The sequence below is a fragment of the Burkholderia sp. lig30 genome (assembly GCF_000687455.2).
GTDB lineage: Bacteria > Pseudomonadota > Gammaproteobacteria > Burkholderiales > Burkholderiaceae > Burkholderia.
This window is the reverse complement of sequence record NZ_JGVW01000080.1, coordinates 33,131-57,029: the sequence shown is the minus strand read 5'-3', so window position 1 is coordinate 57,029 and position 23,899 is coordinate 33,131. Positions and strand designations below refer to the sequence as shown.

The window sequence follows — 23,899 nt, the reverse complement described above, 5'->3', positions numbered from 1 at the left end:
CGCCGTTCGCAGTGGTTGACCTGGGGGCGTCGTCAAGGGTGAATCGGGACGGCGGCCGGTCGCCGCGCGGCAGCGCCGTGCATGTGGCCGGGAGAACCGTCGGGAAAGCTTTCCATTATAGCTTTTCGACGCCACGCCACAGTGCGTGCGCGCCGCTCCCCGCACCGCGTCCCGGCCGGGTGGTGCGACCCTCGTCGCGGCTTTCCCCGGGGCTGTTGTCGCGCCCTTAACGGCAGGCGTTCAGCAGGTCGTCCAGCGCCGCTTCCTCGCGCGCGAACCGCTCGATCAGGAAGTCGAGCAGCGTGCGCACGCGCGGCGCCATGTAGCGCTTGCTGTGATAGAGCGCGTGCAGCGGCGCGTCGTGGTGGCGCCAGTCGGGCAGCAGCACCTTCAGCCGGCCGGCGCGCACGTCGTCGGCGATGTCCCAGATCGACTTCAGCGCGATCCCGTATCCGCGTATCGCCCATTCGCGCAGCAGCGCGCCGTCGTTCGTCTCGCGCGCGGTCGCGAGCGGCACCGTATAGACCTGCGTGTCGTCGCCGCGCGTGAAGCGCCACTGGTTCATCGGGCCGGACGCGATCGTGATCACGATGCACGGAAATCGCGCCAGATCGTCCGGGGCGGCCGGCGCGCCGTGGCGCGCAATGAAGTCCGGCGACGCGCACAGCACACGGCGGTTCGCCGCGAGGCGCCGGGCGATCAGCGCGCCGTCCGGCGGCGCGGCGAAGCGGATCGCCAGGTCGATCTCCTCCTGCCACAGGTTCGACGACGAATCGGACGCGGTCAGCGCGAAAGTGACGTCCGGATACAGCGCGTTGAAGTCGTCGAGCCAGTCGAGCAGCAGGTTGCGGCCGAAGTCGGAGGTCGTCGACAGCCGCACCTTGCCGCTCGCGACGTTGCGGCCGTGCTGCAGCATCGCGTCGGCGTCGTCGAGCGCCTGCAGCGCCTGGCGGCAGCAGTTCAGGTAAAGCCGGCCTTCCTCGGTGAGCCGCAACTGGCGGGTCGAGCGCTCGAACAGCCGGGTCGCGACGCTGGCCTCGAGTTTCGCGAGGCGCGCGCTGGCGGCGGCCGGCGTGAGGCCCAGCTTGCGTCCGGCGGCGGTCAGGCTGCCCAGCTCGGCCGCTTCGGCGAACAACCGGATATCGCCCAGTCGGTCCATACGATTATTCGAAGATTTTTGAAAATACTTCAAATGCTACGCCAATTATCAAAACTGGCCGTGTTCGGGACAATGCGCGCTCGAATCATCTTTTGCTGCGGTGCGGCATGCGCGTCGTGCCACGCAGTCTGGAGAATCTCATGCCTGTCCCGTTACTGGCGCTCGCGATCAGCGCCTTTGCCATCGGCACCACCGAATTCATCATCATGGGCCTGTTGCCCGAGGTCGCGCGCGATCTCGCCGTGTCGCTGCCGTCCGCCGGACTGCTCGTGACCGGCTATGCGCTTGGCGTCGCGGCCGGCGCGCCGCTGCTCGCGGTGCTGACGAGCCGCATGCCGCGCAAGACCGCGCTGCAACTGCTGATGGCGATCTTCGTCGTCGGCAACGTGCTGTGCGCGCTGGCGCCCGGCTACGCGATGCTGATGGTCGCTCGGGTCGTCACGTCGTTCGCGCACGGCTCGTTCTTCGGCATCGGCGCGGTCGTCGCCGCGTCGCTCGTGCCGGCCGACAAGCGCGCGAGCGCGATCGCGCTGATGTTCACCGGACTCACGCTGTCGAACGTGCTGGGCGTGCCGTTCGGCACGTTCGTCGGGCAGACGCTCGGCTGGCGCGCGTCGTTCTGGATCGTCGCGGCGCTCGGCGTCGCGTCGCTCGCCGGGATCGCCGCGCTCGTGCCGAACCGGCACGACAGCGCCCCGGCAGGCCTCGGCCACGAGGTGCGCGTGCTGAGGGAGCCGCAGGTGTGGCTCGCGCTCCTGATGACCGTGCTCGGCTTCGGCGGCGTGTTCGTCGTGTTCACCTATATCGCGCCGATCCTCGAGGAAGTCGCCGGCTTTTCGCCGCGCGCGGTGTCGCTGATCCTCGTGCTGTTCGGCGCGGGGCTCACCGTCGGCAACGCGATCGGCGGCAAGCTCGCCGACCGCGCGCTGATGCCGTCGCTGATGGCGATTCTCGTCGCGCTGATGGCGGTGATGGCCGTATTCGCGAAGACGAGCCACCTGCCGGTCGCGGCGGTCGTCACGGTGTTTGTGTGGGGGATCGCGGCATTCGCGACGGTGCCGCCGCTGCAGGCGCGCGTCGTCGAGAAGGCGGCCGCCGCGCCGCATCTCGCGTCGACGCTGAACATCGGCGCGTTCAACGTCGGCAACGCGGGCGGCGCATGGCTCGGCGGTCTCGCGCTCGGGCACGGCTTCGGGCTCGACGTGCTGCCGTGGGTTGCCGCCGCGGTGAGCTTCGCGGCGCTCGTCGTCACGTGGCTGGCCGCGCGCCTCGACACCCGCGGCCCGGCGCAAAGCGCTGCCGCAACGGCGCAATAGCGCGTTGCGAAACGTATTCCTCCGCGATGCTGATAACGGTGTGAAGATAACTTCGTTTGGCGCGCCGGGGGCGGATGCTAGTCTGGCGTCACTCGATTTGCAGGCTGCCACGCAGCCCGGAGGCAACGCAATGCATTCCCCCCTGGCGCTCGTGCGCGATGTGTCTTCCTTCGATGCCGGCGACGCCGCGCAGGCGGCGTCGTTCGACGTCCTCGAGCAGCTCGTCGGCGTCAACCTGGCGCGGCTGCGCGCGGAGCGGCAACTGTCGCTCGACGCGCTGGCGCGGCTGTCCGGCGTGTCGCGCGCGATGCTCGCGCAGATCGAATCGGCGCGCAGCGTGCCGTCGATCAAAGTGCTCTGCAAGATCGCCGCGGCGCTCAAGGTGTCGGTCGCGGCGTTCCTGCGACGCCATGCAGTCAGCGGCTTCGAGCATCTCGCGGCCGAACGCGCGACGCGCGTGATCAGCTCGAACGGCCGTTTCTGGGCGCGCGCGCTGTATCCGGAAGGCGAGCCGGCCGCCGCCGAGTTTCACGAACTGCGGATCGCGCCGCTGCACACCGAGCCGGGCGCGCGGCGCGCGCCGGGCACGACGATCAATCTGGTCGTGAGCGAGGGCACGCTCGAAGTGAGCGTGCACGACCGGCGGCAGCTGCTCGCGACCGGCGACGCGATCGTGTTCGACGCCGACCAGCCGTACAGCCTGCGCAATCCCGGCGACAGTGAGGCGCGCGCGTTCCGCGTCACGGTGAGCGCCGAGGTGCCGCCGCGCTGGCACGTCCCTGAGGCGCGCGCGGCCGGCTAGTGCCTGTTCTCGCCGGTAGCGGGCTTGCGAACGTGTCGTGGTCCGTTCCGCAACAAGGTTTTGCAGGTTCTCGCTGCACCGCGCGTGCAGCTGTTGTATGCTTGGCCCGCCGGTTTTCCGCCGGCATCAGTGCGTCTTCAGGGCGGGGTGAAATTCCCCACCGGCGGTAGGCCGGCGTCAGCCGGCAAGCCCGCGAGCGCCCGCGCTTCATGCGCGGGGTCAGCAGATCTGGTCGAATGCCAGAGCCGACGGTCACAGTCCGGATGAGAGAAGATGTGCAGATAGTCATGTTCGTCGGGGCCGTTTCGCGTTGCGCGCGAAGCGGATGTCGCGCTGTCTGTTTGCAATGCCCTGAAACGTTTTTCGCCCAATCGAATTGCATTGCGAGGAGCGTTTCACATGTCCTTTACGTCCCATTCTTCGTCGGCTCCGGCCGATGCCTTTGCCGATCTTCCGTTGCTCGACACCGAACCGGTGCCGCCGCGCATCGCCGCTGCGCTCGACGCGTTGCGCGCGGGCCGCGCGGTCGTGCTGCAGGACGATCACGACCGCGAGAACGAAGCCGACCTGATCGTCGCGGCCGAGCGGATCACGCCCGAAACGATGGCGCTCCTGATCCGCGAATGCAGCGGGATCGTCTGTCTGTGCCTGACTGACGAGAAAGTGCGCGCGCTCGACCTGCCGCCGATGGTGCAGACCAACGAGAGCCGCAACGGCACCGCGTTCACCGTGTCGATCGAGGCGCGCGAAGGCGTGCATACCGGCGTATCGGCGGCCGACCGCGTGACGACGATCCGCGCCGCGATCGCCGACGACGCGACGCCTGATGACATCGTCCGCCCCGGTCACGTGTTTCCGCTGCGCGCGCAGCCGGGTGGCGTGCTCGTGCGCCGCGGCCACACCGAAGGCACGGTGGACCTGACGATCCTCGCGGGCCTGCAGCCGGCCGGCGTGCTGTGTGAGCTGATGAATCCGGACGGCACGATGACGCGCGGCGTGGACGTCGAGCGTTTCGCCGCACGTCACGGCTTGCCGATGCTGACGATCGCGGAGCTGGTCGAGTTTCGCGAGGCGCTCGCGGCTGCCCGCGAGTGCTGCGCCAGCGAAGCGTAACGCATACTCGAAGGCGGCCGCGCATTGCGCCGGCCGCCGGGATGCTGGCATCGGCCGTCGAAGCCCGATGCGCCCCCCCCACGCCCCACGCCCCACGCCGCAATCGAGGTCGGTGCGCGGCCGCATGCGTCGATCGCGACCGTCGCGCCTCCCTCCGATGGCTGACCGCGCGCAAGATCGGCTACGCGCAGGGGCGAATCTGGAGATTTTGCGATATCCCGCGCCCAGGGCGGTATCCATACTTGTGTCGCCTGTCGGCGTCGCGAGCAGAGATTCGCCGGACGCCGCGCAGGCGCAGACGTCCGTCGGCGTGTCCGCCGGCGGGCACGCGAAACTTCAACGGAGGGTGAAACCATGCGTCAAATCAACGCGCGCGAACGCGATCTCGTGTGTGGCGGGATCGGCAACGACGGGGCCAGGCAACGGATCGTGCCATTCATCGTGATCGAAAAGGGCAGCGATGAAAACCGCACTCCCGTTTTCGTCAGGATCGACATCCTTCCGGCGTTCCGCCCCGGCGGTATTCCGCCGTCCTGGCTGCGCTGAGCGCAGGCAACTCGCCGATGTTCCGAGTGATTCGCGTGATGTCCATCGCGCGAAGTGCGGACGCGTAGCGGTCGAGAAGGCTGCTATGCGCCGACGAACGAGATCGTATTTCCCGGTCGCGCACACCTGGTCAAATCTGGATATTCTGCGATATTTGTTTCGTATGCCGATGTTTATTATTTTCCGTGCCTGACGGAGTCGTGGCGGTTCGACCCGTTCGATGTCGTCTCGCATTGGCGCCCGCGGCGTTGGTGCCCGGGCAGTGATCACTCTATAGAGGCAGAAATCATGCGCAATATCAATACGGTTGAATGCAATAACGTGTTTGGTGGCACGGGCGAAGTGGAAAAGCTTCAGCTTCCCGAGGGCTCCGACACGCCGGTTATCGCGAGTGCCGCAGGTAACGTGTTCGGCTCGAAGCGTCCGTGGTGGTTCGACCGCCCGATCGTATGCCCGATCGGCGTCGTCCCGCCCAGCACCGGCGGGCACAAGCAGCCGCGATAAGCGGCGGGCGCGGGGCGATGCGCTCCGCGCCTTGCATCGATGACGAGGCGCGGCGTTTTTCGCCGCGTCTCGTGTTCGTCTCCCGCGTCACCAAGGTGCATCGCCGAATGCTCCTCGCATGCCGGCTTCGACGAGACCCGGCAATGCATCCCTCTTCCGCATGATCCACGTGTTGCCCTTTGCGCGCAGCGCGTCCACGCGTCTACACATTCACGTAATCACCCGGAATTCGACTCACGTCGACGATTGCGATCGCCTTCATCCCGGCCGCGCGAGCGACATTCAGGCCCGCCGCGTGTTCCCCGGAGACGGCGCCGAGCCGGCCATATTTCAGCGAGGTGCGCGTGCCATGCGAGCGATGCGCAGCGGGCATGCGCAGACTGCGGCGCAAATGATCAAATCTGGATATTCGGCGATATTTGTTTCGTACACCAATGCATTACTCTTTGCAAAGCCTGACCGCATCGCAGCGGACCGATCCGTTCGATGTCGTCACGCATGGGTGCCCGCGGCGATCGTGCCGGGGCAGTAACCACGACTCAATGGAGGTAGAAATCATGCGTAACATCAGCGCGGCGGAATGCAAACACGTGTGTGGCGGGGCCGGCGAGCCGAAGATCTTCAAGTTCAAGGACGCTGACGGCAAAACCGGCGAGCCGCTCGTCTGCGTCATCGCAGCAAAGGTGTTCGAGGGCGTCTTTTCCGCCCTCCAGAAGTTCGGCGAAGGCTTGAAGAACCTCTTCAACCGCCCGAGCGGCGCGAAGTAACGCATCGAGCCGCGACACGCGGCGGGCGCGAGGCGATGCGCTCCGCGTCCCGCATGGGTGGCGAGACGCGGCGTATTCCGCCGCGTCTCGCGTCCGCCACCGGCATCACCACGGCGCGTTGCCGAATTCCCCTCGCATGCCGGCTTCGACGAGGCCGGGCAATTCTTCCATCTTCCGCATGATCCGCGTGATGCCCATCGCGCGCAGCGCGTCCGCGTAGTCGCCCGGGATGTGGCTCGCGCCGACGAACGCGATCGTCTTCATGCCGGCCGTGCGTGCCGCATTCAGGCCCGATACGCTGTCCTCGACGACGACGCAGCGCGCCGGCTCGACGCCGAGCGTGCGTGCGGCGTGCAGATAGACGTCCGGATAGGGCTTCGGCCGCGCGACCTGCTCGGCGCTGAACACGCGATCGCCGAACAGATCGGTGAGCGCCGCGCGCTCGAGCGAGCTGCGCACGCGCTCGAGACGGCTGTTCGACACGACCGCCGCGGGCAGGCTGACCTTCTGCAACGCATCGCGCACGCCGTTGATCGGCGTGAGCGACTGCGCGAGGTCCGCTTCGATGTTGTGCTCGATCGTGTCGAGGAAATTGTCCGGCATCGTGATGCCGAAGCGGGTTTCGAGGCCGGCGAGGAAGCGCGACGTCTGCTGGCCGAACGCGGTCTTCGCGACGCTTTCGAAGTCGATGTGGGGGAACGTGGCCGCGAGCGTCTGAACGATCATGCGGTCGGCGATGACTTCGCTGTCGACGAGCACGCCGTCGCAGTCGCAAATGAGGTGGTCTAGCATGGGTCGGGGAATTCGGGCGTCGGCGATGCAATCAGGCCGACATGATACGTGCTTTGATCGGAGGCGGGCGGTGCGGGCGGCCGCTGACGCATCTGGCATCGACATCGCCAGAGAGAACAGCCCGCAGCCCGGCGGCGCGCATGCCGTCCTGCGTCAGTGCGCGTGCAGCGACAGATACAACCCCGCAGCCAGCGAGCCGCCGATCAGCGGGCCGAAGACCGGGACCCACGCATAGCGCCAGTCGCTGTCGCGCTTGCCCGGAATCGGCAGTAGCGCATGCATGATGCGCGGCGCGAGATCGCGCGCCGGGCTCATCGCATAGCCGGTCGGGCCGCCGAGCGAGATGCCGATGCCGAGCACGAGCAGGCCGACGGGCAGTGCGTCGAGCGCGCCGAGCCCGACCTGCGGCGCGGCGAGATAGAGCACGCCGAGAATCAGCACGAACGTGCAGATCGCTTCGGTCAGCACGTTGTGCGTGACGCTGCGGATCGCGGGAGCGGTGCAGAACACCGCGAGCTTCAGGTCCGCATCGGCTTCCTTTGCGAAATGCTGCCGGTACGCGAGCCAGACGAGCAGTGCGCCCGCCATGCCGCCGAGCATCTGCGCAGCGATGTAGCCGCCGACTTTCGACCACGCGAACTTGCCCGCGAGCGCGAGGCTGATCGTGACGACGGGGTTGAGGTGCGCGCCGCTGAACGACGCCGTCACGTAGACGGCGACGAACACCGCCATCGCCCAGCCCATCACGATGACGATCAGGTCGGCGCCCCGGCCCTTGGTCCTGGCGAGCAGGACGTTGGCGACCGCGCCGTTGCCGAGCAGCACGAGGAGCGCCGTGCCGATGAATTCCGCGATGTAAGGTGACATGCTGGTGTCTCTCGTAGGCCGCGGCGGGCTCGCGTGCTGCGCGGCCCGCCGGCATTGTCGTGTATGTCGATGCCGGTTCGGGCGCTTACTGGGTGTCGTCGGCCCAGGCCTTGGCCGCGCGCACCGCGCGCCGCCAGCCGGCGAGGCATGCGTCGACCTGCGCGCCGGCCATCGACGGCGTGAAGCGGCGGTCGAGCTGCCACTGGCTGCGCAGTTCGTCGACGCTCTTCCAGTAGCCGATCGCAAGGCCGGCGAGATAGGCGGCGCCGAGCGCCGTCGTCTCGGTGATCTGCGGGCGCACCGCGTCGACGCCGAGCAGGTCTGCCTGAAACTGCATCAGCAGGTTGTTTGCGCTTGCGCCGCCGTCGACGCGCAACTCGCCGACGCGGATGCCGGAATCGGCCTCCATCGCGGCGAGCACGTCGTGCGACTGATAGGCGATCGCGTCGAGCGCCGCGCGCGCCAGATGCGCGGACGTCGTGCCGCGCGTCACGCCGAACAGCGAGCCGCGCGCGCGGGCGTTCCAGTGCGGCGCGCCGAGCCCGGCGAACGCGGGGACCAGATAGACACCGTCGGTGTGAGGCACGCTCTCGGCGAGCGCCTCGATCTCCGCCGCGCTCTTGATGATGCCGAGGCCGTCGCGCAGCCACTGCACGACCGCGCCGGCGATGAAGATGCTGCCTTCGAGCGCGTACTGCACTTCGTCGCCGATCTGCCATGCGATCGTCGTGACGAGGTTGTTGTTCGATTCGATCGGCGTCGCGCCGGTGTTCATCATCAGGAAGCAGCCGGTGCCGTAGGTGTTCTTCACCATGCCCGACGTCGTGCACATCTGGCCGAACAGCGCGGCGTGCTGGTCGCCCGCGATGCCCGCGAGCGGGATCTTCGACGCGAACACCGTGGTCTTCGTGTGACCGTAGATCTCCGACGACGCCTTCACCTCCGGCAGCATGTCGCGCGGGATGTCGAACAGCGCGAGCAGCTCGTCGTCCCACTGGCGCGTGTGGATGTTGAACAGCATCGTGCGCGACGCGTTCGTCACGTCGGTCACGTGCAGCGCGTGCTTCGTGAAGTTCCACACCAGCCAGCTGTCGACCGTGCCGAACGCCAGCTTGCCGGCCTGCGCCTTGTCGCGCGCGCCGGGGACGTTGTCGAGAATCCAGCGGATCTTCGTCGCGGAGAAATACGCGTCGATCGGCAGGCCGGTCTTCGCGCGCACCGTCGCCTCGAGGCCCTGAGCCTTCAGCGTGTCGCAGAAGTCGGCCGTGCGGCGGTCCTGCCAGACGATCGCGTTATAGACGGGATGGCCGGTTTCGCGATCCCAGACGATCGTCGTTTCGCGCTGGTTCGTGATGCCGATCGCGGCGATCGACGTGCCGTTCAGGCCGGCCCGGGTCACGGCTTCGGCGGCGACGCCGGCCTGCGTCGACCAGATTTCCTGCGGATCGTGCTCGACCCAGCCCGGCTGCGGGTAGATCTGCTCGAATTCCTTCTGGGCGGTCGACACGATGTTGCCTTGGCGGTCGAACAGCATCGCGCGCGAGCTGGTCGTTCCCTGGTCGAGTGCGAGGATGTATTGATCCTGCATGTCTCTCATCTCCATCCGTGTGGCTTGGTTTAGTTGTGGTTCGCGCCCCACGAGGCGGCGCGTTCGGGCGGGCCCGGAAAGCGGGTCAATCGTGATGCGCGTGTGCGGCGGCGAACCACGCGTCGAGCGCGGCCGTCACGTCGTCGAGCGTGCCCGGCTCGACGTGCAGCCCGAGCTTCGAGCGGCGCCACAGCACGTCCTGCGCGCAGGTCGCCCATTCGACGTCGCGCAGGTAGCGCAGCTCGGCGTCGTAGATGCCGGGCGCGATCGCCGCGCCGAGACCCGCGAGCGATGTCGCGTCGCCGACCAGCTGCGCAGCGCGCGTGCCGTACGCGCGCGCGTAGCGGCGGGCGAGGTCGTCGGGCAGCCACGGATGGCGCTGCGCGAACGCAGCGGCGAACGCGTCGAACTTCGCGCCGGCGATGTCGCCGCCCGGCAGCGCCGCGCCGGCCGTCCATGCAGGCGCGGCGCTGCCGAGCGCGCGGCAGAGCAGGTCGCCCGCTTCTTCCGCGAGCTTGCGGAAGGTCGTGATCTTGCCGCCGAACACCGACAGGAGCGGCGCGCCTGCGCCGTCGTCCATCTCGAGGCGGTAGTCGCGCGTGACTGCGGATGCGTTGGCCGCGTCCGCGTCTTCGAGCAGCGGACGCACGCCCGAATACGTCCAGCGGACGTCGGCCGGCGAGATCTTGCGCTTGAAGTAGCGATTGATCGACTCGCACAGGTATTGCGTCTCGTCGCGGTCGATCGCGGCCTTCGCCGGATCGCTCGTGTATTCGACGTCGGTCGTGCCGATCAGCGTGAAATCGCGCTCGTACGGAATCGCGAAGATGATCCGCTTGTCCGGGTTCTGGAAGATGTACGCGTGATCGTGATCGAACAGCCGCGCCGTGACGATGTGGCTGCCCTTCACGAGCCGCACGCTGTGCTGTGCGCCGCGGCCGAGCGCGCCGTGCAGCACCTCCCCGACCCACGGGCCGGCCGCGTTCGCGACCGCGCGTGCGCGCACGACGCGGATCGAACCGTCCGCGTGCCGGAGCCTCGCTTCCCATTCGCCGTTCGTCCGCTCGGCGGACACGAGCTTCGTGCGCGTCAGGATCTCGGCGCCGCGCTCCTTCGCGTCGAGCGCGTTCAGCACGACGAGGCGCGCGTCGTCGACCCAGCCGTCCGAGTAGACGAAGCCGCGCCTGATCGAATCGACGAGCGGCGTGCCGGCCGGATGGCGACGCATGTCGATGCCGCGCGAGCCGGGCAGCAGCTCGCGTTTCGCGAGGTGGTCGTAGAGGAACAGGCCGATACGGATCAGCCACGCCGGGCGCAGGTTCGGCATGTGCGGCATCACGAAGCGCAGCGGCCACATGATGTGTGGCGCCGCGCGCAGCAGCGTTTCGCGTTCCTGCAGTGCCTTGCGAACCAGCCCGAACTCCTTGTATTCGAGATAGCGCAGGCCGCCGTGAATCAGTTTCGTGCTGGCCGACGACGTGTGCGACGCGAGATCGTCCTGCTCGCACAGGACGACCGACAGGCCGCGGCCGGCCGCATCGCGCGCGATGCCCGCGCCATTGATGCCGCCGCCGACGACGAGCAAGTCGTAGCGATTCGGTTGAGTCACCTGCTGTCCTTATCGTCTGATTGAATGTGCGAACGGAAAATGTTCGAATTCGAAATTTAACGAACGAAATCGAAAAAGTAAAGTTCGAAAAAGAGGGGCGGGTGGCGCGCGACGCGATCCCGGACGATACTTGTCGAATCGAGTGGATGGTGGGGTGAATCATGCGGATCTGGGGGATGGCCGGCGCGCTCGTCGTGCTGGCGGGATGTGTCGGCACGCCGCAGCTTGGCGGCGGCTGGCGGGCACCGTCGTTCGTCGAATTGCAGGCGGCGTGCGGCGGGGCGGCGCGCGACTGGGGCGCGGACGCGCAGCCGGTGTATTCCGCGCTGTACGACGCGTACGTCGCGAAACGGCATCGCGGCGTGTCGGAAGCGAACTACTGCGCGTTCGCAAACGAACTTTCCGCGCGCTATGCGGGGCCGGATTCGGCGCACCGCGCCGACTGGGTGACGTATTTCAATGCCGCGCGCGCGAAGGCGATCAGCTGGCGCGCAGCGGTCGATCCGTCGCTGCGCGGAGGCTGAGGCCGTCGGGCGGCCTCGGGTGAAAACGGGCGCACGGCCGTCGGGCGGCCGTGGCGCTCAGGAGTAGCGGTACTTGATGGATCGCAGCGTCGCGTCACCCGTTTCGGTGACACAGTATTTGCGCCCCGATCCGAGGGCTTCGAGGCGCACCAGCTGCTGCTCCATCAGTGCGTCCAGTTCGTCCCGATCCATTTCGGCCTGATCGGGGGCGTCCTTCACGAGCAATAGTGTGGCTAATTCATGCGGACTCAGCATCGTTCTCTCCATGACAACCGGACTGCCCACGCATCCGGCTTGATCGGCCGGTGCGAGATACCCAGCAAGGGATGGCGTGGGGGGAAAAGCTGCTACCGTCTGCCGGTCGGTTCGCGTGCTTCGGTGGCGAGAGCGATGCGGGTAACCGGGACGGGGAACTGGAGTCTAGTCGAGCGGGCGGACAACGCCAAATCGTGCCCCGTTAATTTTCCGTTTGACAGCCGCGCGCGCAGGAAGCGGTCCGTGTTTGCAGACAACTTCTTGATTTCACTTGAAGTCTCGGGTGCGGCGCAGCATCGCGCGGGTCACTCGGCGATATGGACCTGCGTGCCGGCCGCGGCGATCGTGTCGTCCATCTCGGGCGGCAGCGGCTTGTCGGTGAACAGCGCGTGCACCTGGCTCAGATGCCCTTGGCGCACCAGCGCCGGGCGGCCGAACTTCGAATGATCGGCGACGAGGTAGACGGTGCGCGCGTGCTGCATGATCGCCTCGGCGACGCGCACCTCGCGCGTGTCGAAATCGCGCAGCGTGCCGTCGGTCTCGATGGCCGACGTGCCGATGATTGCGTAGTCGACCTTGAACTGGCGGATGAAGTCGATCGCCAGCTCGCCGACGATGCCCTTGTCCCAGGGCCGCACGATGCCGCCGGTGATCAGCACCTCGCATTCCGGATAGCCGCTCATCATCGACGCGACGTTCAGGTTGTTGGTGATCACATGCAGGCCGCGGTGGCGGTTCAGCGCGCGTGCGACTTCCTCGGTCGTCGTGCCGAGGTTGATGAACAGCGACGCCTGATCGGGGATGTGCGACGCGGCGAGCGCGGCGATGCGCCGCTTCTCGTCATGGAACATGCGCTGGCGCGCGGTGTACGACACGTTTTCCGAGCTGGTCGGCAGACTCGCGCCGCCGTGATAGCGGCGCAGCAGGTTCAGGTCGGCAAGCCAGTTGACGTCGCGGCGGATCGTCTGTGGCGTCACCGCGAAATGCGCGGCGAGATCGTCGACGGTCACGAAGCCGTCGCGCTGCACCCATTCGAGCAGTTCCTGCTGGCGCGCGTTGAGGGTGAGGCGAGGGTCTCGGGTCATGTCGGCGGCGAAGGCGTGAAGACGGAGCGGGTATTGTAAGGGCGTTCGGCCGGCGCACCGCCGCGCGCGTCCCGGTGGTTCGCGACGGTCCCGAGCGCGCGGCTACGCAGCCGCGAGCGGCCGCTGCCGCAGCGGGCGTGCCGCCCGCCTCCGGCGCGCCGTTGCCGCGTTCCGTGCCGGGCGGGCGGCACGCTGTTTTTTTTCTCGCGCGCGCCTTTCGAACGACCCGTCTAATATGCGTGACATATTGCAGTGGAACTGCGCTTGTCTGGCATGGTCAGTGCTATGAAGCAGGATCATGGGAGTCCGGCTAAGATGCCGGTAGGTCTCGAATAACAGTTGGCAATGCGCCGCATTCGACGCGGCGGCCGCCCGCGCCGCGCGCGGGGGGCTCGTCGGCGCGCGCGGCGCGCGGGAGCGCAACACCATGCAGACTGAAACGACGCATGTGATGCCGTGGCGCATCGAGGACATCGACCTGACGCGGATCGATCGCCGGCGCGCGGCGACAAACGAGGATCTGTTGTTGCTGCTGTGCGCGGCGTCGTTCATCGAGAGCGGCTCGGATCTTTACACGAGTAATCTGAGCGAGTTCTTCAACGACGACCCGGAAGTCTCCGCATGGCTGAACAATGCATGGGAGCACGAAGAATTGCAGCATGGCCGCGCGTTGAAGGCGTACATCGCGCACGTGTGGCCGGAATTCGACTGGGATACGGCGTTCGCGAATTTCTTCGACGAGTATTCGAAGACCTGCTCGGTCGACGCCTTCGAAAAAACCCGCGCGCTGGAGATGGTCGCGCGCTGCGTCGTCGAGACCGGCACGGCCACGCTTTACCGCGCGATCAACGAATGCTCGGACGAGCCGGTGCTGAAGGAAATCACCGACAACATTCGCACCGACGAAGTGCGCCACTACAAGCACTTCTTCAAGTATTTCAAGAAATACAACCGGCTCGAGGGCAACGGCCGGCTCGCGGTGCTCGGCGCGCTGATGCGCCGCGTGCTCGAAATCCGCAACGAGGATTCGGAAATCGCGCTGCGCCATGTGTTCGCGATCCGCTATCCGGATCGCATCGGCGACAGCGACTACAACCGCGAGCGCGCCGCGCGCGTCAATGCGCTGGTGCGGCGCAACCTGTCCGCCGACATGTGCGTGAAGATGCTGCTCAAGCCGCTCGACCTGCCCGCGAAGATCCAGCCGGGCGTTCACTATCCGCTCGCGAAGCTTACGCAGCACGTGTTTTTCCGCTGATCGCCGGGCATCAGGAATCGCTGGTACGCTGTCGTGTTTGCCGACTGTCGAGGACGCACCGTGACCGATTCACATCGCAACGCACTCGAGCAATGGACATTCGATGCGTGGCCGCCGGCTGTCGTTTCGCTGTTCGATGGCGCCGCGCTCGAGGCCAAGGCCGACATCGCGGTGTCGCTGATCGTCGAGTGCGGCGACGGGCAGTTGCGCACGACGCTCCTGAGCGTCGGCGAACTCTATGCGCGCGACGCGCATCTTCTGCTGTTCGCGCTGTGGCCGCAGTCGCGCGCCGCGCGCGCGCTTCGCGAGGGGCGCGCGGCCGCGCTCACGCTGGTTGCAGACGGCGCATTCCATCAGGCGCAGCTGCGGGTCGAGCCGCTCGACGGCGATTTCGGCGGGCTCGCGGGGTTTGCCGCGACGATCGCGCATGGCGATGCGCAGCGTGTCGGCTATGCGCGCCTCGCGACCGGGGTGACGTTCGCGCTGCAGCACGAACGCGCCGCGGTGCTCGCGCGCTGGCAACGCCAGGTCGAGCACCTGCGGCACGCCGCTGCGCGGTTTCAGTGACCGCGCTGGCCGTTGCGCGACGAACGATTGCGGTTCGCGTGCGCGGCGTTGCCGCCGGCCGGACGTGCACCGTTGCCGCTCGCCGGGCGGCCGCCATTGCCGCCATTGCCGCCATTGCCGCCATTGCCGCCATTGCCGCCATTGCCGCCTGCGGCCGGATTGCGCGGCTTCGCCGGTTTCGCGGCCTTCGGCTGCGCGGCGCCTTCGCGCTTCGCGGCCGGCTGGCCTGACGCGCCGGCGCGCGGCGCGCGGTTGCCGCCGCCGCCATTGCCACCGCCACCACCGCCGCCGTTGCCGCCGCCACGTTGGCCGCGCCGCTGGATCGGCTCCGGCTTTGCGTTCGGATCGGGCTCGAAACCGGCAATCACTTCCTGCGGAATCTCGCGCTTGATGAGCCGCTCGATGTCGCGCAGCAGCTGCTTCTCGTCGACGCACACGAGCGACACCGCCTCGCCCGTCGCGCCCGCGCGGCCGGTGCGGCCGATACGGTGGACATAGTCTTCCGGCACGTTCGGCAGGTCGAAGTTGACGACGTGCGGCAACTGGTCGATGTCGATGCCGCGCGCGGCGATGTCCGTCGCGACCAGCACCTGCAGCGTGTTGTTCTTGAACTCAGCGAGCGCGCGCGTGCGTGCCGACTGGCTCTTGTTGCCGTGGATCGCCATCGCGCTGATGCCGTCCTTCGTCAGCTGCTCGGCGAGCCGGTTCGCGCCGTGCTTGGTGCGGGTGAAGACGAGCACCTGGAACCAGTTGTGCTCGCGGATCAGGTGCGTGAGCATCTCGCGCTTGCGGTCGCGATCGACCGGGTGGATCTTCTGCGCGACGCTTTCCGCAGTCGTGTTGCGGCGTGCGACCTCGATCAGCGCGGGCGAGTCGAGCAGGCTGTCGGCGAGCGCCTTGATCTCGTCGGAGAAGGTCGCCGAGAACAGCAGGTTCTGACGGTCGGCCGGCAGCTTCGCGAGCACGCGCTTGATGTCGTGGATGAAACCCATGTCGAGCATGCGGTCGGCTTCGTCGAGCACGAGGATGTCGAGCTGCGACACGTCGATCGTCTTCTGCTGCATGTGATCGAGCAGGCGGCCCGGCGTGGCGACGACGATGTCGACGCCGCGCTTGAGCGCGTCGATCTGCGGATTGATGCTGACGCCGCCGAACATCACGGTCGAGCGCAGCTTCAGGTACTTGCTGTACGCGCGCACGCTTTCCTCGACCTGGGCGGCGAGTTCGCGCGTCGGCGTGAGGATCAGCGCGCGTACCGCGCGCTTCGCGTTCTGGTGTTCCGCGTAGAACGTGTTGAGGCGTTGCAGGATCGGCAACGTGAAGCCGGCGGTCTTGCCGGTGCCGGTCTGCGCGCCGGCGAGCAGGTCGCCGCCGCCGAGCACGGCGGGGATCGCTTGCGACTGGATCGGCGTGGGCGACGTGTAGCCCAGCTCGTTGACCGCCTTGACGAGCGGTTCGGCCAGGCCGAGGGATGCGAAGGACATAGACACTCTTGAATATTGTGGTCGGCGATGCGTCGCGCGGCCCGCGCGGTGAAAGCGCCGCAAAAAAAGACAAAGGGGCGCGGCTGCGGTTTCCCGCAGCCGCGCCCCGTCAGCGTCACCCGATGCTTAGTCGAGCGGTGCGGAGCGCAGGTCGCTCACTTGCTGCGGCGACACCGGCGAACCGTTGTTGCCCCACGACATGCGGATATACGTGACGACAGCCGCGACTTCCTGGTTCGACAGCGACTGCGCGAACGGCGGCATGCCATGCGGACGCGGGTTCTTGAAGGTGCTCGGCGGATAGCCGCCGTTGAGCACCATGCGGATCGGGTTCACGGCCGATTCCATCATGATCGAGCGGTTCTGCGCGAGCGGCGGGTAGGCCGGTGCCTTGCCTTCGCCGTTGGCGGCGTGGCAGGTCGCGCAGTTGTCTGCATAGATCTTCTTGCCCTGGTCGAACAGCGTGTTGCCGAACTGCTTCGTCGGCTCGTACTGCATGTTCTTCGGCGCTTCAGCCTTCTGCGGGATCGACTTCAGGTAAGTCGACATCGCGCGGGTGTCCTCGTCGGTCATGTACTGCAGACTGTTGTGGACCACGTCCGCCATCGGGCCGAACACTGCGCCCTTGTTCGACACGCCGGCCTGCAGCAGGTCGGACAGCTCCTGGACGTGCCAGTCGCCAAGGCCGAGTTCCTTGTCGTTCGTCAGCGACGGCGCATACCAGTTCTGCAGCGGGATCAGGCCGCCCGCGAAGGCTGCCGAGTTCACCGGGCCGCCCATCATGTTGATCGACGTGTGGCACATGCTGCAGTGGCCGAGGCCTTCGACGAGATACGCGCCGCGGTTCCATTCGACCGACTTGGTCGGATCCGGCTTGTATTCGCCTTCCTTGAAGAACAGCGTGCGCCAGCCGATCAGCAGGTTACGGTTGTTGAACGGGAACTTGAGCTCGTGCGGACGGCTCGGCACCGACACCGGCGCGACCGAGCGCAGGTACGCGTAGATCGCGTCCGAATCCGTGCGCGTGACCTTCGTGTAGCTCGCGAACGGGAAACCCGGGTACAGCAGGCTGCCGTCCTTCGAGCGGCCCGTGTGCATCGCGCGGTAGAAGTCGTCCGACGTCCACTTGCCGATGCCGGCCTGATCGTCCGGCGTGATGTTCGGCGTGTACATCGTGCCGAACGGCGTCGCCATCGGCAGGCCGCCCGCGAACGGCTTGCCGCCGCGCACGGTGTGGCATGCGATACAGTCGCCGACGCGTGCGAGGTACTCGCCCTTCTTGATCAGCGCTGCCTGGTCGGACGGCGTCGTGGCCGCGACGGCATTGCCGTGCAGCGTGTCGTTGCCCGGCCACAGGACGGGTACGAGAGCCGCTGCCGCGACGATCGCGACAGCCGAGAGTGCAAACAGGGACTTGCGTTTCATTTAGTCTGTCTCCCTTGCCTTATTGCGGTTCGCTGCCGCAGGCGAGCGGAGTCTTCATCGAACGGGCCGGAGCCGGCACGGGGTTGGCGGGCGCCGGTTGGGCGGCGAGCCATGCCGTCACGGCGGTCACGTCTTCGTCGGAGAGCTTTGCGGCGATGTCATGCATGCAATCCGGCGCCTTTGCGTGGCGGTTGCCGGAGCGCCATGCGCCGAGCTGCGCGCTCAGGTAGTCGCTGTGCAGGCCCACGAGACCCGGGATGGCCGGCTCCATGCCGGTCAGCGTCGCGCCGTGGCAGGCCACGCAGGCGGGCAGCTTGCGCGATGCGTCGCCTTGCGTGACGAGTTGCTTGCCGCGTGCGAGCGTCGCGGCCGGCATTGCCGGCTTCGTCGGCGCCGGGTACGGCGGACGCTGTGCCGAGAAGTGCTCGGCGATCGCGTGCAGGTAGTCGTCGTTCAGGTACGTCAGCAGATAGTTCATCGGCGGGTACTTGCGGCGGCCGTCACGGAAGTTGACGAGCTGGTTGTACAAGTACTCGGCCGGCTTGCCGGCCAGACGCGGGAAGTAATCGTTGTCGGTGCCCTGGCCTTGCGTGCCATGACAGGCCGTACAGCCGCGCACGCGCTCGGCCATGGTATCGGGTGCCTTGAGCGGCGCCTGTGCGTGGGCTTGCTCCGAGGGCTTGGTCTGCGCTTGGGCAGCGCTCGTAAGACCCGCTCCGCCGATCAACAGAAGGGCGAGGAGCGGACGGATGAGGCGTCTTGAAGACACACGAGACTCCATGTTTATTCGTCGGGGACCTGTCCGGGCTACGATCGGCTCGGCATGACGAGGCAGGACAGCCGGGCTGCTGCGACGCGGCATTCTATCATCGATGGGTAATGACGGCTATTTGACATATGGCCGCCCGTTCCAGTCTGTTTCCGGATTGCGACAATTTGCCGCGCATCGTTTTTCACCGCGTATCGCTTGCGCGTTCATCGTTTGTGCCTTTCGTGAACCGGCGTGCGTTTTGCCCATCGAAGCACGTACACTCGCGGGGCGTGCGGCGATTGCCCGTGCTGCTCCGTTCATTCCCATGCTTCCGATTTCACCGATGACGTTGACTCTCGTGCCGTTGCCCGTCCTCCGACGCCCGACTCACAGTTGCGCGGCCCTGCCGCGCAACGCTTGCCGCAGCGGAGGGCGCGCGTGATGCGGATCGACAGCTTGTGGATCGGTCAGGTCGCACTCGCCGCGCTGATGGACGCCGCGTTCGCGATGGCGGTCGGCTCGGCCCTGATCAAGGCGTGGCTCGGCAAGGACGGCGCGCAGCCGCTCCTTGCGCCGTCGCATCCGGCGTGGCAGCGCGCGCAGCATTCGCTCGCGGCCGCGGCCGCGGCGCTCGTGCTGGCCGATCTCGGCTGGCTCGCCTATGAGGCCGCGTCGATGAGCGGCTCGGGGCTCGGCGGCGCGTTCGGCGCGATGTCCACCGTGCTGACGCAGACGCACGTCGGCTTTGCATGGAGCGTCGCGTTCGGCGGCGCGCTGGTGCTGTTCTTCACCGCGCTCGCACGGCCGAACGGGCCGCTCGCGTACGCGGCGCTGTGGCTCGCGGTGATCGCGGTTGCGGCGGGCAAGGCGCTGCTCGGCCATGCGGCCGATGTCGGCACCTTCTCGGCGGCAGCCGGCGTGCAGACGGTGCATCTGCTCGCCACCGCCGTGTGGGGCGGACTGGTGCTCGCGGGCGGGGTGGCGGTGCTGCCGGTGCTCGGCGCGTCGGTCGCGCGCGGCGCGCTGATTCGCGTCGCGCAGCGGCTGTCACAGATGTCGGTCGTCGCGCTCGTGTTCGTGCTCGGCACCGGCGCGCTCAACGCGGTGCGCGGACTCGGCGGCTCGCTCGCGCCGCTCGACGGCAGCGCGTGGGGCCGTGTGTTGATGCTGAAGCTGCTGCTCGTCGCGCTCGCGGTGGTGCTCGGCGCGCTGAACCGTTTTTCGGCGCTGCCGCGGCTGCGCCGCACCGCGTCGACCGAGGACGCGCATACGTTCCGCAACATCCTGCATCTGGAAGCGCTGGCGATGATCGGCGTGTTCGTCGCGGCCGCCGTGCTGGCGGCCAGCGTGCCGGGATTCGCCGCGCTCGGCTGATCGCGGCTGCCGGGCACCGGTCGTTCGACGCGGCGCCCGCGGGCATTGCATGCGAGGCGGCCGCACGCTACCGTACGCGCATCGGAATGGCTTGACCAACGCTCGCGGCGGTGGCTTCACCGCCCGCGAGCCGGACAGGGAGGGGATCATGCTGTATCGAGGCAGTTGCCATTGCGGCAACGTGAAGTTCGAGGTCGAAGGCGAGCTGAAGGGCGCGCTGTCGTGCAATTGCTCGATCTGCTCGCGCACGGGCGCGCTGCTGTGGTTCGCGCCGCGCGCGAATCTGCATCTGCAGACGCCCGAAGAGAATCTTGCGACCTATATGTTCAACAAGCACGTGATCCAGCATCGCTTCTGCAAGACGTGCGGCATCCATCCTTTCGCCGAAGGCACCGACCCGCAGGGCAACCGGATGGCGGCCGTCAACATCCGCTGCCTCGAAGGCGTCGACATCGACGCGGTGCCCGTCACGCGCTACGACGGCCGATCGCGATAAGCGAAAGAGCGGCGAAAGGGCTGCGGAACGGCTGCGTTTCCATAACCGGCGCGCGGGGCTGACCCGCGCGCCAGCCGGTGTCCTGCATCATGATGGATTCGCGGCATTCGCGGCATTCGCGGCATTCGCGGCATTCGCGGCATTCGCGGCAGGCGCCGGCGTGGTTGCGGCGGTGTGGGCTGCGGCGGCGGGCGGCGACTCGATCAGCGGCGCGAGCGCCGGCGCCATCGACTTCAGCAACTGCACCGCCATCGCGCTCGTGAAGTCGTAGCGGGCCGCGTACGGCTCATGGACGGAGGCGGTCAGGACCCCGAAGAAGCGGTCGCCGAGCACGAACACGAACGTGCCGCTGCGATTCACCTTGCGCGATTCGATCAGCCGCGCGCCGCGCGCGTAGACGTTGAAGCGCTGGTCGCCGGTGCCCGTCTTGCCGTAGACGTCGAGCGTCTTGCCGTCGGGCAGCGTCATGCCTTGCGCGAGCCGCTTGCCGGTGCCGTTCAGCACGACGTCGCGCAACAGCCCGCGCACGATGCCGACGATCTCCGGCGGCAGCATCGGCTGCGCTTTTGCGGGCGCGCGCACGAAGTGCGTCTCGTATGGCGTGCCGGCTGCGAAATCGAGCCGGGAGATCGTCTCGGTCGGCACCTTCGCGCCGCCGTTCGCGATGAGGCCGATCAGCTTCGCGAGCGCGTCCGGCTGATCGCCCGATGCGCCGATCGCCGCCGCGAACGACGGCGTGACTTCCGCGAACGGATAGCCGACCGCGCGCCACGACTTGCTGATCGCCGCATACGCGCGCAGCTCGACCATGCGGCGGATGCGCCGGTCCTGCGTCGCGTGATAACGCGTCTTGTACAGCCAGGAATACGTGTAGAAGCGCGCGTCGCGGCTCGCGCGCTCGACTTCGGCGAGCGGTGCGTCCGGATGCTTGCGCAGGTAATTGAGCGTCCAGAGCGCGAGCGGATGCACGCTCGCGATGTAGCCGCGATCGTTCAGGTTGAAGCGGTCGATCGCGTACTTCGCGTACAGCTTCGCGAGATCGTCGTCGGGCAGCGTCGCGGCCGGCGTGCCCTTCAGCGCCGCGCGCATCTGCGCGTCGAACCAGGGGCGCGATTCGTCAGGCGCGACGCTGCGCAGTACCGTCGCGATCTTCGGCGGCGACTTGCGCACGTCCTTGAGCATCAGCGCGAGCGCGTCCTCCGCAGGCTGGTTCGCGTAGCGCGTGTAGAAGCGCTTCACGTAGACGCGGCTTTCCTCGTCGACGAAGCGCGCGAGGTAGCGCTTGCGTTCTTCGGGGTCGCCGAGCCACGACGCCGAAGGCCCCGCGGTCTGGATCATCTCGTAATGGACGATGTCGCGCATCAGGCGCACGAACACGAGGTTGACCGAATGCACGAATGCTTCGTGCAGCGTCAGGATGCGGCCGTTGTCGGATTTGTCGAAGTTGGTGAACGCCTGCGCACCGCCGCCCGTGTAGAACAGCTCGCCGGGGCTTGCCGAGTACTTGCGTTCGACCGCCGCATCGAGCATCGCCTGCAGCGAGCGGTCGTCAGTATGCGCGAGGTAGTCTAGCGCCCAGCGCGTCAGGCCGTCGAGCGGATCGGGGCGCACGCGGGCGAGCTCGGCGGCCGGCAGCGCCGCGTAGCGTGCGTGCAGGTCGGAGACGATCTGCAGGTAGGTGACGAGCGTGCGCAGCTTGGCTGTCGAGCCGAGGTTGATCCGTGCGCCGCGGTTGAGGTCGAACGGCTGGTTGACGCTGTCGGTCTGCACGCGCAGCACGTTCGCGCCGTTGCGCCGCTCGTAGAGCGTGAAGCTGAAGGTGAGCCGCGATGGGTCGTCCTTCGGCTGCAGCATCTCGAAGCCATAGAGGCCCGCGGCCTGCGCGCCGTCGCGCGTCGCCGCGTTCGCGAGCCGCGCCGCGACCGCCTGCTGCACCGCGTTGTCGAGCGTGCTCGTCGCCTGCAGGTCGAACTGGTCGAGCTGGTACATATCGTCGATGCCGAGCGATGCGAGCAGCGACGTGCGTGCCGACGTCACTGCCTTGCGCGACACGAACGACTGCACGCGGTTCGCCGGCGGCGGGGCGCTGCGTTCGATGTGCGCCGCGAGCGCGGCGTCGCGCAGGGCGGGCGCGATCACGCCGCCGTTCGACAGCAGGCGCAGGTAGCTGTCGGTCAGCCGCTGCAGCGTCGGATACCCGCTGTTGAGGAAGTACGACGGCGCGCGCTGCGCGATCATCAGCGACAGCGCCTGGCGGAACGCGACCGCCTGGGCGGAGAGGTTTTCCGGCGTGGTCGGTGCGGCGAGCGTCCGGTTCACGTCGTCGAAATCGCGGCCGTACCAGGTGGCGAGGCCGTCGCCGATGCCGGTGACTTCGCCGATGTGCGGACGCGCCGCGAGCGGCACCGAGTTCAGGTAGTGGACGACGATCGCGCGGCGCGCGGGCATCGTCTGCGGGCCGTTCAGGTACGCGCGCACCGACGCCGACGCGATCTGGCGCAGCTTTTCCGGCGGTGACGCGGTGCGGCCGTCCGGCGAGTGGCGGAATTTCTCGATCTGCGTCGCGAGCGTGCTGCCGCCGGGCGTCGACTGGTGGCGGTTGACGAAATGCAGGCCCTGATCGGCGAGCGCGCGGCCGAAGCGGCCCCAGTCGATCGCGGGGTTGCGGTTCGGCTGGCTCGGGTCGAGCAGATAGCGGTCTTCGATGAACAGCAGGGAATCGACGATCACGCCGGGAATCGCGTCGAAGTCACGATAGACATGCCGTGGCGACTGGACACTGAAAAGCGGCGCGCCGGTCGTGTCGAACAAGGTCAGCCCGGCCTGGTCCTTTTCCTCGTACGGAAGGAACAGGCCGTCGGCGGCCAGCGACAGCATCCGCTCGGAGTCGCGCGCCTGCCTGCTGACGACGAAGCCGCGCGCCAGCAGGCGCTGCTGGAACGCCGGCAGCATCGCGTAGCCGAGCCGCTGGTCGTAGGGGCCATTGGCAGGGAAGTGGATATGGTCGCTTTCGCCCGTCTCGACCGTGTAGCCGACGTCGCGGGTCAGTTCGGACAAATAGCGCGCCTGCAGCCGGGACGTCTCGATCTCGACCTGGCAAAGCCTCGCGACGATCGCGGTTGCGACCAGCGTGGCTGCAATCAGTGACCATTTCACCCACTTCCACACCGATGCGGCACCGGTCGCGCGCGGCGGGATTCGAATCAGCGGCCGATTCATGGCGGCGTCTCCCTGCAAGGGCGGGCTCCCGGCCGCACCCCATTAAGGGTTAGTTTAGTCCTGAACTGCGCACTGCCAAGGACGTTCGGCCTCGCGATGCGCGAACGCAACGAGGCTCGCGTTGCGGTGCTTCGGGCGGGGGCACGGATGCGGAATCGCGCACCACGGTCGCGCATCGCGCCGCATGAGCGCGCGCGTTTTGCACGCAGACGGCCGGGCGCATTCGAAAGGTGCAATGCGGTGGAAAGGTGAATTCGGACGAATGCGCGGCGAGCGGATCGTCGCGTGCGGCGTGTCCATGTCGCGGCTTTCGCCGAGCACGGCAATTCGGGTGCGCGTCAGGCGCGGCGCGCGCGAGTGGCCGAGCCGGCGGCCAACAGGTAGGATCGGAACCGTTCGGT

At 67.6% G+C, this 23,899-nt stretch carries 23 protein-coding genes and 1 riboswitch; of the genes, 11 read left to right on the top strand and 12 right to left on the bottom strand.

The features are described from left to right. Positions 1-226 precede the first annotated feature (226 nt). Positions 227-1,159, bottom strand: a complete 933-nt coding sequence (locus tag LIG30_RS13750) for a LysR family transcriptional regulator (protein ID WP_038713066.1) — start codon at positions 1,157-1,159, stop codon at positions 227-229. Positions 1,160-1,299: 140 nt separating this feature from the next. Between LIG30_RS13750 and LIG30_RS13745 the strand changes: the two genes are divergently transcribed. From LIG30_RS13745 to LIG30_RS13725, 5 genes are all read left to right on the top strand, one after another. Next, entirely contained in the window at positions 1,300-2,475 is a 1,176-nt protein-coding gene (locus LIG30_RS13745) for an MFS transporter (RefSeq protein ID WP_038713197.1), read from the top strand. 130 nt (positions 2,476-2,605) lie between these two features. Beyond that, on the top strand, positions 2,606-3,277 hold the full coding sequence (locus LIG30_RS13740; RefSeq protein WP_038713063.1) for a helix-turn-helix domain-containing protein: 672 nt from the start codon (positions 2,606-2,608) through the stop codon (positions 3,275-3,277). Positions 3,278-3,406: 129 nt separating this feature from the next. Beyond that, positions 3,407-3,556, top strand: a riboswitch (FMN riboswitch). 120 nt (positions 3,557-3,676) lie between these two features. Then, a complete protein-coding gene (gene ribB, locus LIG30_RS13735) occupies positions 3,677-4,390 on the top strand; it encodes a 3,4-dihydroxy-2-butanone-4-phosphate synthase (RefSeq protein ID WP_038713061.1) in 714 nt (237 codons plus the stop codon). A 354-nt stretch (positions 4,391-4,744) separates the two neighbouring features. Then, positions 4,745-4,936: a hypothetical protein gene (locus tag LIG30_RS13730; protein ID WP_038713060.1), complete on the top strand. Its 192-nt coding sequence runs from the start codon at positions 4,745-4,747 to the stop codon at positions 4,934-4,936. Positions 4,937-5,224: 288 nt separating this feature from the next. Next, complete coding sequence (locus tag LIG30_RS13725) at positions 5,225-5,440, top strand: hypothetical protein (protein WP_038713057.1); 216 nt, start codon at positions 5,225-5,227, stop codon at positions 5,438-5,440. 202 nt (positions 5,441-5,642) lie between these two features. Here LIG30_RS13725 and LIG30_RS27640 read toward each other — a convergent pair whose 3' ends face one another. Then, positions 5,643-5,813 (bottom strand): hypothetical protein, encoded by a 171-nt coding sequence (locus LIG30_RS27640; RefSeq protein ID WP_442856855.1) that lies wholly within the window; start codon positions 5,811-5,813, stop codon positions 5,643-5,645. 73 nt (positions 5,814-5,886) lie between these two features. Here LIG30_RS27640 and LIG30_RS13720 point away from each other — a divergent pair, with 73 nt between their 5' ends. Beyond that, a complete protein-coding gene (locus tag LIG30_RS13720; RefSeq protein WP_152986091.1) occupies positions 5,887-6,207 on the top strand; it encodes a hypothetical protein in 321 nt (106 codons plus the stop codon). 105 nt (positions 6,208-6,312) lie between these two features. Here the strand turns inward: LIG30_RS13720 and LIG30_RS13715 are convergent, their stop codons facing one another. The 4 genes from LIG30_RS13715 to glpD form a co-directional block, all read right to left on the bottom strand. Beyond that, positions 6,313-6,999: an HAD family hydrolase gene (locus LIG30_RS13715; protein WP_038713052.1), complete on the bottom strand. Its 687-nt coding sequence runs from the start codon at positions 6,997-6,999 to the stop codon at positions 6,313-6,315. Between the two features lie 153 nt (positions 7,000-7,152). Next, a complete protein-coding gene (locus LIG30_RS13710; protein WP_038713051.1) occupies positions 7,153-7,866 on the bottom strand; it encodes an MIP/aquaporin family protein in 714 nt (237 codons plus the stop codon). 85 nt (positions 7,867-7,951) lie between these two features. Then, positions 7,952-9,454, bottom strand: coding sequence for a glycerol kinase GlpK (gene glpK, locus LIG30_RS13705; protein WP_038713050.1), 1,503 nt, complete (start codon positions 9,452-9,454; stop codon positions 7,952-7,954). An 85-nt stretch (positions 9,455-9,539) separates the two neighbouring features. Further along, entirely contained in the window at positions 9,540-11,063 is a 1,524-nt protein-coding gene (glpD, locus tag LIG30_RS13700) for a glycerol-3-phosphate dehydrogenase (RefSeq protein ID WP_038713047.1), read from the bottom strand. Positions 11,064-11,224: 161 nt separating this feature from the next. On the opposite strand from glpD, the gene LIG30_RS13695 reads away from it, so the two are divergent. Continuing rightward, positions 11,225-11,587, top strand: a complete 363-nt coding sequence (locus LIG30_RS13695; RefSeq protein WP_038713046.1) for a hypothetical protein — start codon at positions 11,225-11,227, stop codon at positions 11,585-11,587. A 57-nt stretch (positions 11,588-11,644) separates the two neighbouring features. Here LIG30_RS13695 and LIG30_RS13690 read toward each other — a convergent pair whose 3' ends face one another. Then, positions 11,645-11,842: a phage tail assembly chaperone gene (locus tag LIG30_RS13690; protein WP_038713195.1), complete on the bottom strand. Its 198-nt coding sequence runs from the start codon at positions 11,840-11,842 to the stop codon at positions 11,645-11,647. Positions 11,843-12,147: 305 nt separating this feature from the next. Continuing rightward, entirely contained in the window at positions 12,148-12,927 is a 780-nt protein-coding gene (locus LIG30_RS13685) for a DeoR/GlpR family DNA-binding transcription regulator (RefSeq protein WP_038713045.1), read from the bottom strand. A 427-nt stretch (positions 12,928-13,354) separates the two neighbouring features. Between LIG30_RS13685 and LIG30_RS13680 the strand changes: the two genes are divergently transcribed. After that, positions 13,355-14,182, top strand: a complete 828-nt coding sequence (locus LIG30_RS13680) for a ferritin-like domain-containing protein (protein ID WP_038713043.1) — start codon at positions 13,355-13,357, stop codon at positions 14,180-14,182. A 60-nt stretch (positions 14,183-14,242) separates the two neighbouring features. Beyond that, on the top strand, positions 14,243-14,749 hold the full coding sequence (locus LIG30_RS13675) for a hypothetical protein (RefSeq protein WP_038713041.1): 507 nt from the start codon (positions 14,243-14,245) through the stop codon (positions 14,747-14,749). Here the strand turns inward: LIG30_RS13675 and LIG30_RS13670 are convergent. From LIG30_RS13670 to LIG30_RS13660, 3 genes are all read right to left on the bottom strand, one after another. Further along, complete coding sequence (locus tag LIG30_RS13670; RefSeq protein WP_038713039.1) at positions 14,743-16,233, bottom strand: DEAD/DEAH box helicase; 1,491 nt, start codon at positions 16,231-16,233, stop codon at positions 14,743-14,745. The two genes, LIG30_RS13675 and LIG30_RS13670, sit on opposite strands and share 7 nt — an antisense overlap. A 126-nt stretch (positions 16,234-16,359) precedes the next feature. Further along, entirely contained in the window at positions 16,360-17,658 is a 1,299-nt protein-coding gene (locus LIG30_RS13665) for a c-type cytochrome (protein WP_038713038.1), read from the bottom strand. A gap of 19 nt (positions 17,659-17,677) precedes the next feature. Beyond that, positions 17,678-18,439, bottom strand: a complete 762-nt coding sequence (locus LIG30_RS13660; protein WP_038713036.1) for a c-type cytochrome — start codon at positions 18,437-18,439, stop codon at positions 17,678-17,680. Between the two features lie 411 nt (positions 18,440-18,850). On the opposite strand from LIG30_RS13660, the gene LIG30_RS13655 reads away from it, so the two are divergent. Together LIG30_RS13655 and LIG30_RS13650 are read left to right on the top strand one after the other, a co-directional pair. Then, positions 18,851-19,783, top strand: coding sequence for a CopD family protein (locus LIG30_RS13655; protein ID WP_038713034.1), 933 nt, complete (start codon positions 18,851-18,853; stop codon positions 19,781-19,783). Between the two features lie 148 nt (positions 19,784-19,931). Beyond that, a complete protein-coding gene (locus tag LIG30_RS13650; protein ID WP_038713033.1) occupies positions 19,932-20,279 on the top strand; it encodes a GFA family protein in 348 nt (115 codons plus the stop codon). Positions 20,280-20,366: 87 nt separating this feature from the next. Here LIG30_RS13650 and LIG30_RS13645 read toward each other — a convergent pair whose 3' ends face one another. Beyond that, the gene (locus tag LIG30_RS13645; RefSeq protein ID WP_051995022.1) at positions 20,367-23,498 is read right to left on the bottom strand and encodes a transglycosylase domain-containing protein; all 3,132 of its coding nucleotides are present in this window, start codon (positions 23,496-23,498) and stop codon (positions 20,367-20,369) included. Positions 23,499-23,899 lie beyond the last annotated feature (401 nt).

Bases quoted from the DNA above. Each gene is read 5' to 3' on its own strand.
- LIG30_RS13730 (WP_038713060.1), top strand. From the start codon at position 4,745: ATGCGTCAAATCAACGCGCGCGAACGCGATCTCGTGTGTGGCGGGATC.
- LIG30_RS13710 (WP_038713051.1), bottom strand. From the start codon at position 7,866: ATGTCACCTTACATCGCGGAATTCATCGGCACGGCGCTCCTCGTGCTG.
- LIG30_RS13690 (WP_038713195.1), bottom strand. From the start codon at position 11,842: ATGCTGAGTCCGCATGAATTAGCCACACTATTGCTCGTGAAGGACGCC.
- ribB (WP_038713061.1), top strand. From the start codon at position 3,677: ATGTCCTTTACGTCCCATTCTTCGTCGGCTCCGGCCGATGCCTTTGCC.
- LIG30_RS13665 (WP_038713038.1), bottom strand. From the start codon at position 17,658: ATGAAACGCAAGTCCCTGTTTGCACTCTCGGCTGTCGCGATCGTCGCG.
- LIG30_RS13655 (WP_038713034.1), top strand. From the start codon at position 18,851: ATGCGGATCGACAGCTTGTGGATCGGTCAGGTCGCACTCGCCGCGCTG.
- LIG30_RS13695 (WP_038713046.1), top strand. From the start codon at position 11,225: ATGCGGATCTGGGGGATGGCCGGCGCGCTCGTCGTGCTGGCGGGATGT.
- LIG30_RS13670 (WP_038713039.1), bottom strand. From the start codon at position 16,233: ATGTCCTTCGCATCCCTCGGCCTGGCCGAACCGCTCGTCAAGGCGGTC.
- LIG30_RS13745 (WP_038713197.1), top strand. From the start codon at position 1,300: ATGCCTGTCCCGTTACTGGCGCTCGCGATCAGCGCCTTTGCCATCGGC.
- LIG30_RS13680 (WP_038713043.1), top strand. From the start codon at position 13,355: ATGCAGACTGAAACGACGCATGTGATGCCGTGGCGCATCGAGGACATC.
- LIG30_RS13750 (WP_038713066.1), bottom strand. From the start codon at position 1,159: ATGGACCGACTGGGCGATATCCGGTTGTTCGCCGAAGCGGCCGAGCTG.
- LIG30_RS13740 (WP_038713063.1), top strand. From the start codon at position 2,606: ATGCATTCCCCCCTGGCGCTCGTGCGCGATGTGTCTTCCTTCGATGCC.
- LIG30_RS13645 (WP_051995022.1), bottom strand. From the start codon at position 23,498: ATGAATCGGCCGCTGATTCGAATCCCGCCGCGCGCGACCGGTGCCGCA.
- LIG30_RS13725 (WP_038713057.1), top strand. From the start codon at position 5,225: ATGCGCAATATCAATACGGTTGAATGCAATAACGTGTTTGGTGGCACG.
- LIG30_RS13685 (WP_038713045.1), bottom strand. From the start codon at position 12,927: ATGACCCGAGACCCTCGCCTCACCCTCAACGCGCGCCAGCAGGAACTG.
- LIG30_RS13715 (WP_038713052.1), bottom strand. From the start codon at position 6,999: ATGCTAGACCACCTCATTTGCGACTGCGACGGCGTGCTCGTCGACAGC.
- LIG30_RS27640 (WP_442856855.1), bottom strand. From the start codon at position 5,813: ATGCCCGCTGCGCATCGCTCGCATGGCACGCGCACCTCGCTGAAATAT.
- LIG30_RS13650 (WP_038713033.1), top strand. From the start codon at position 19,932: ATGCTGTATCGAGGCAGTTGCCATTGCGGCAACGTGAAGTTCGAGGTC.
- LIG30_RS13660 (WP_038713036.1), bottom strand. From the start codon at position 18,439: ATGGAGTCTCGTGTGTCTTCAAGACGCCTCATCCGTCCGCTCCTCGCC.
- glpK (WP_038713050.1), bottom strand. From the start codon at position 9,454: ATGCAGGATCAATACATCCTCGCACTCGACCAGGGAACGACCAGCTCG.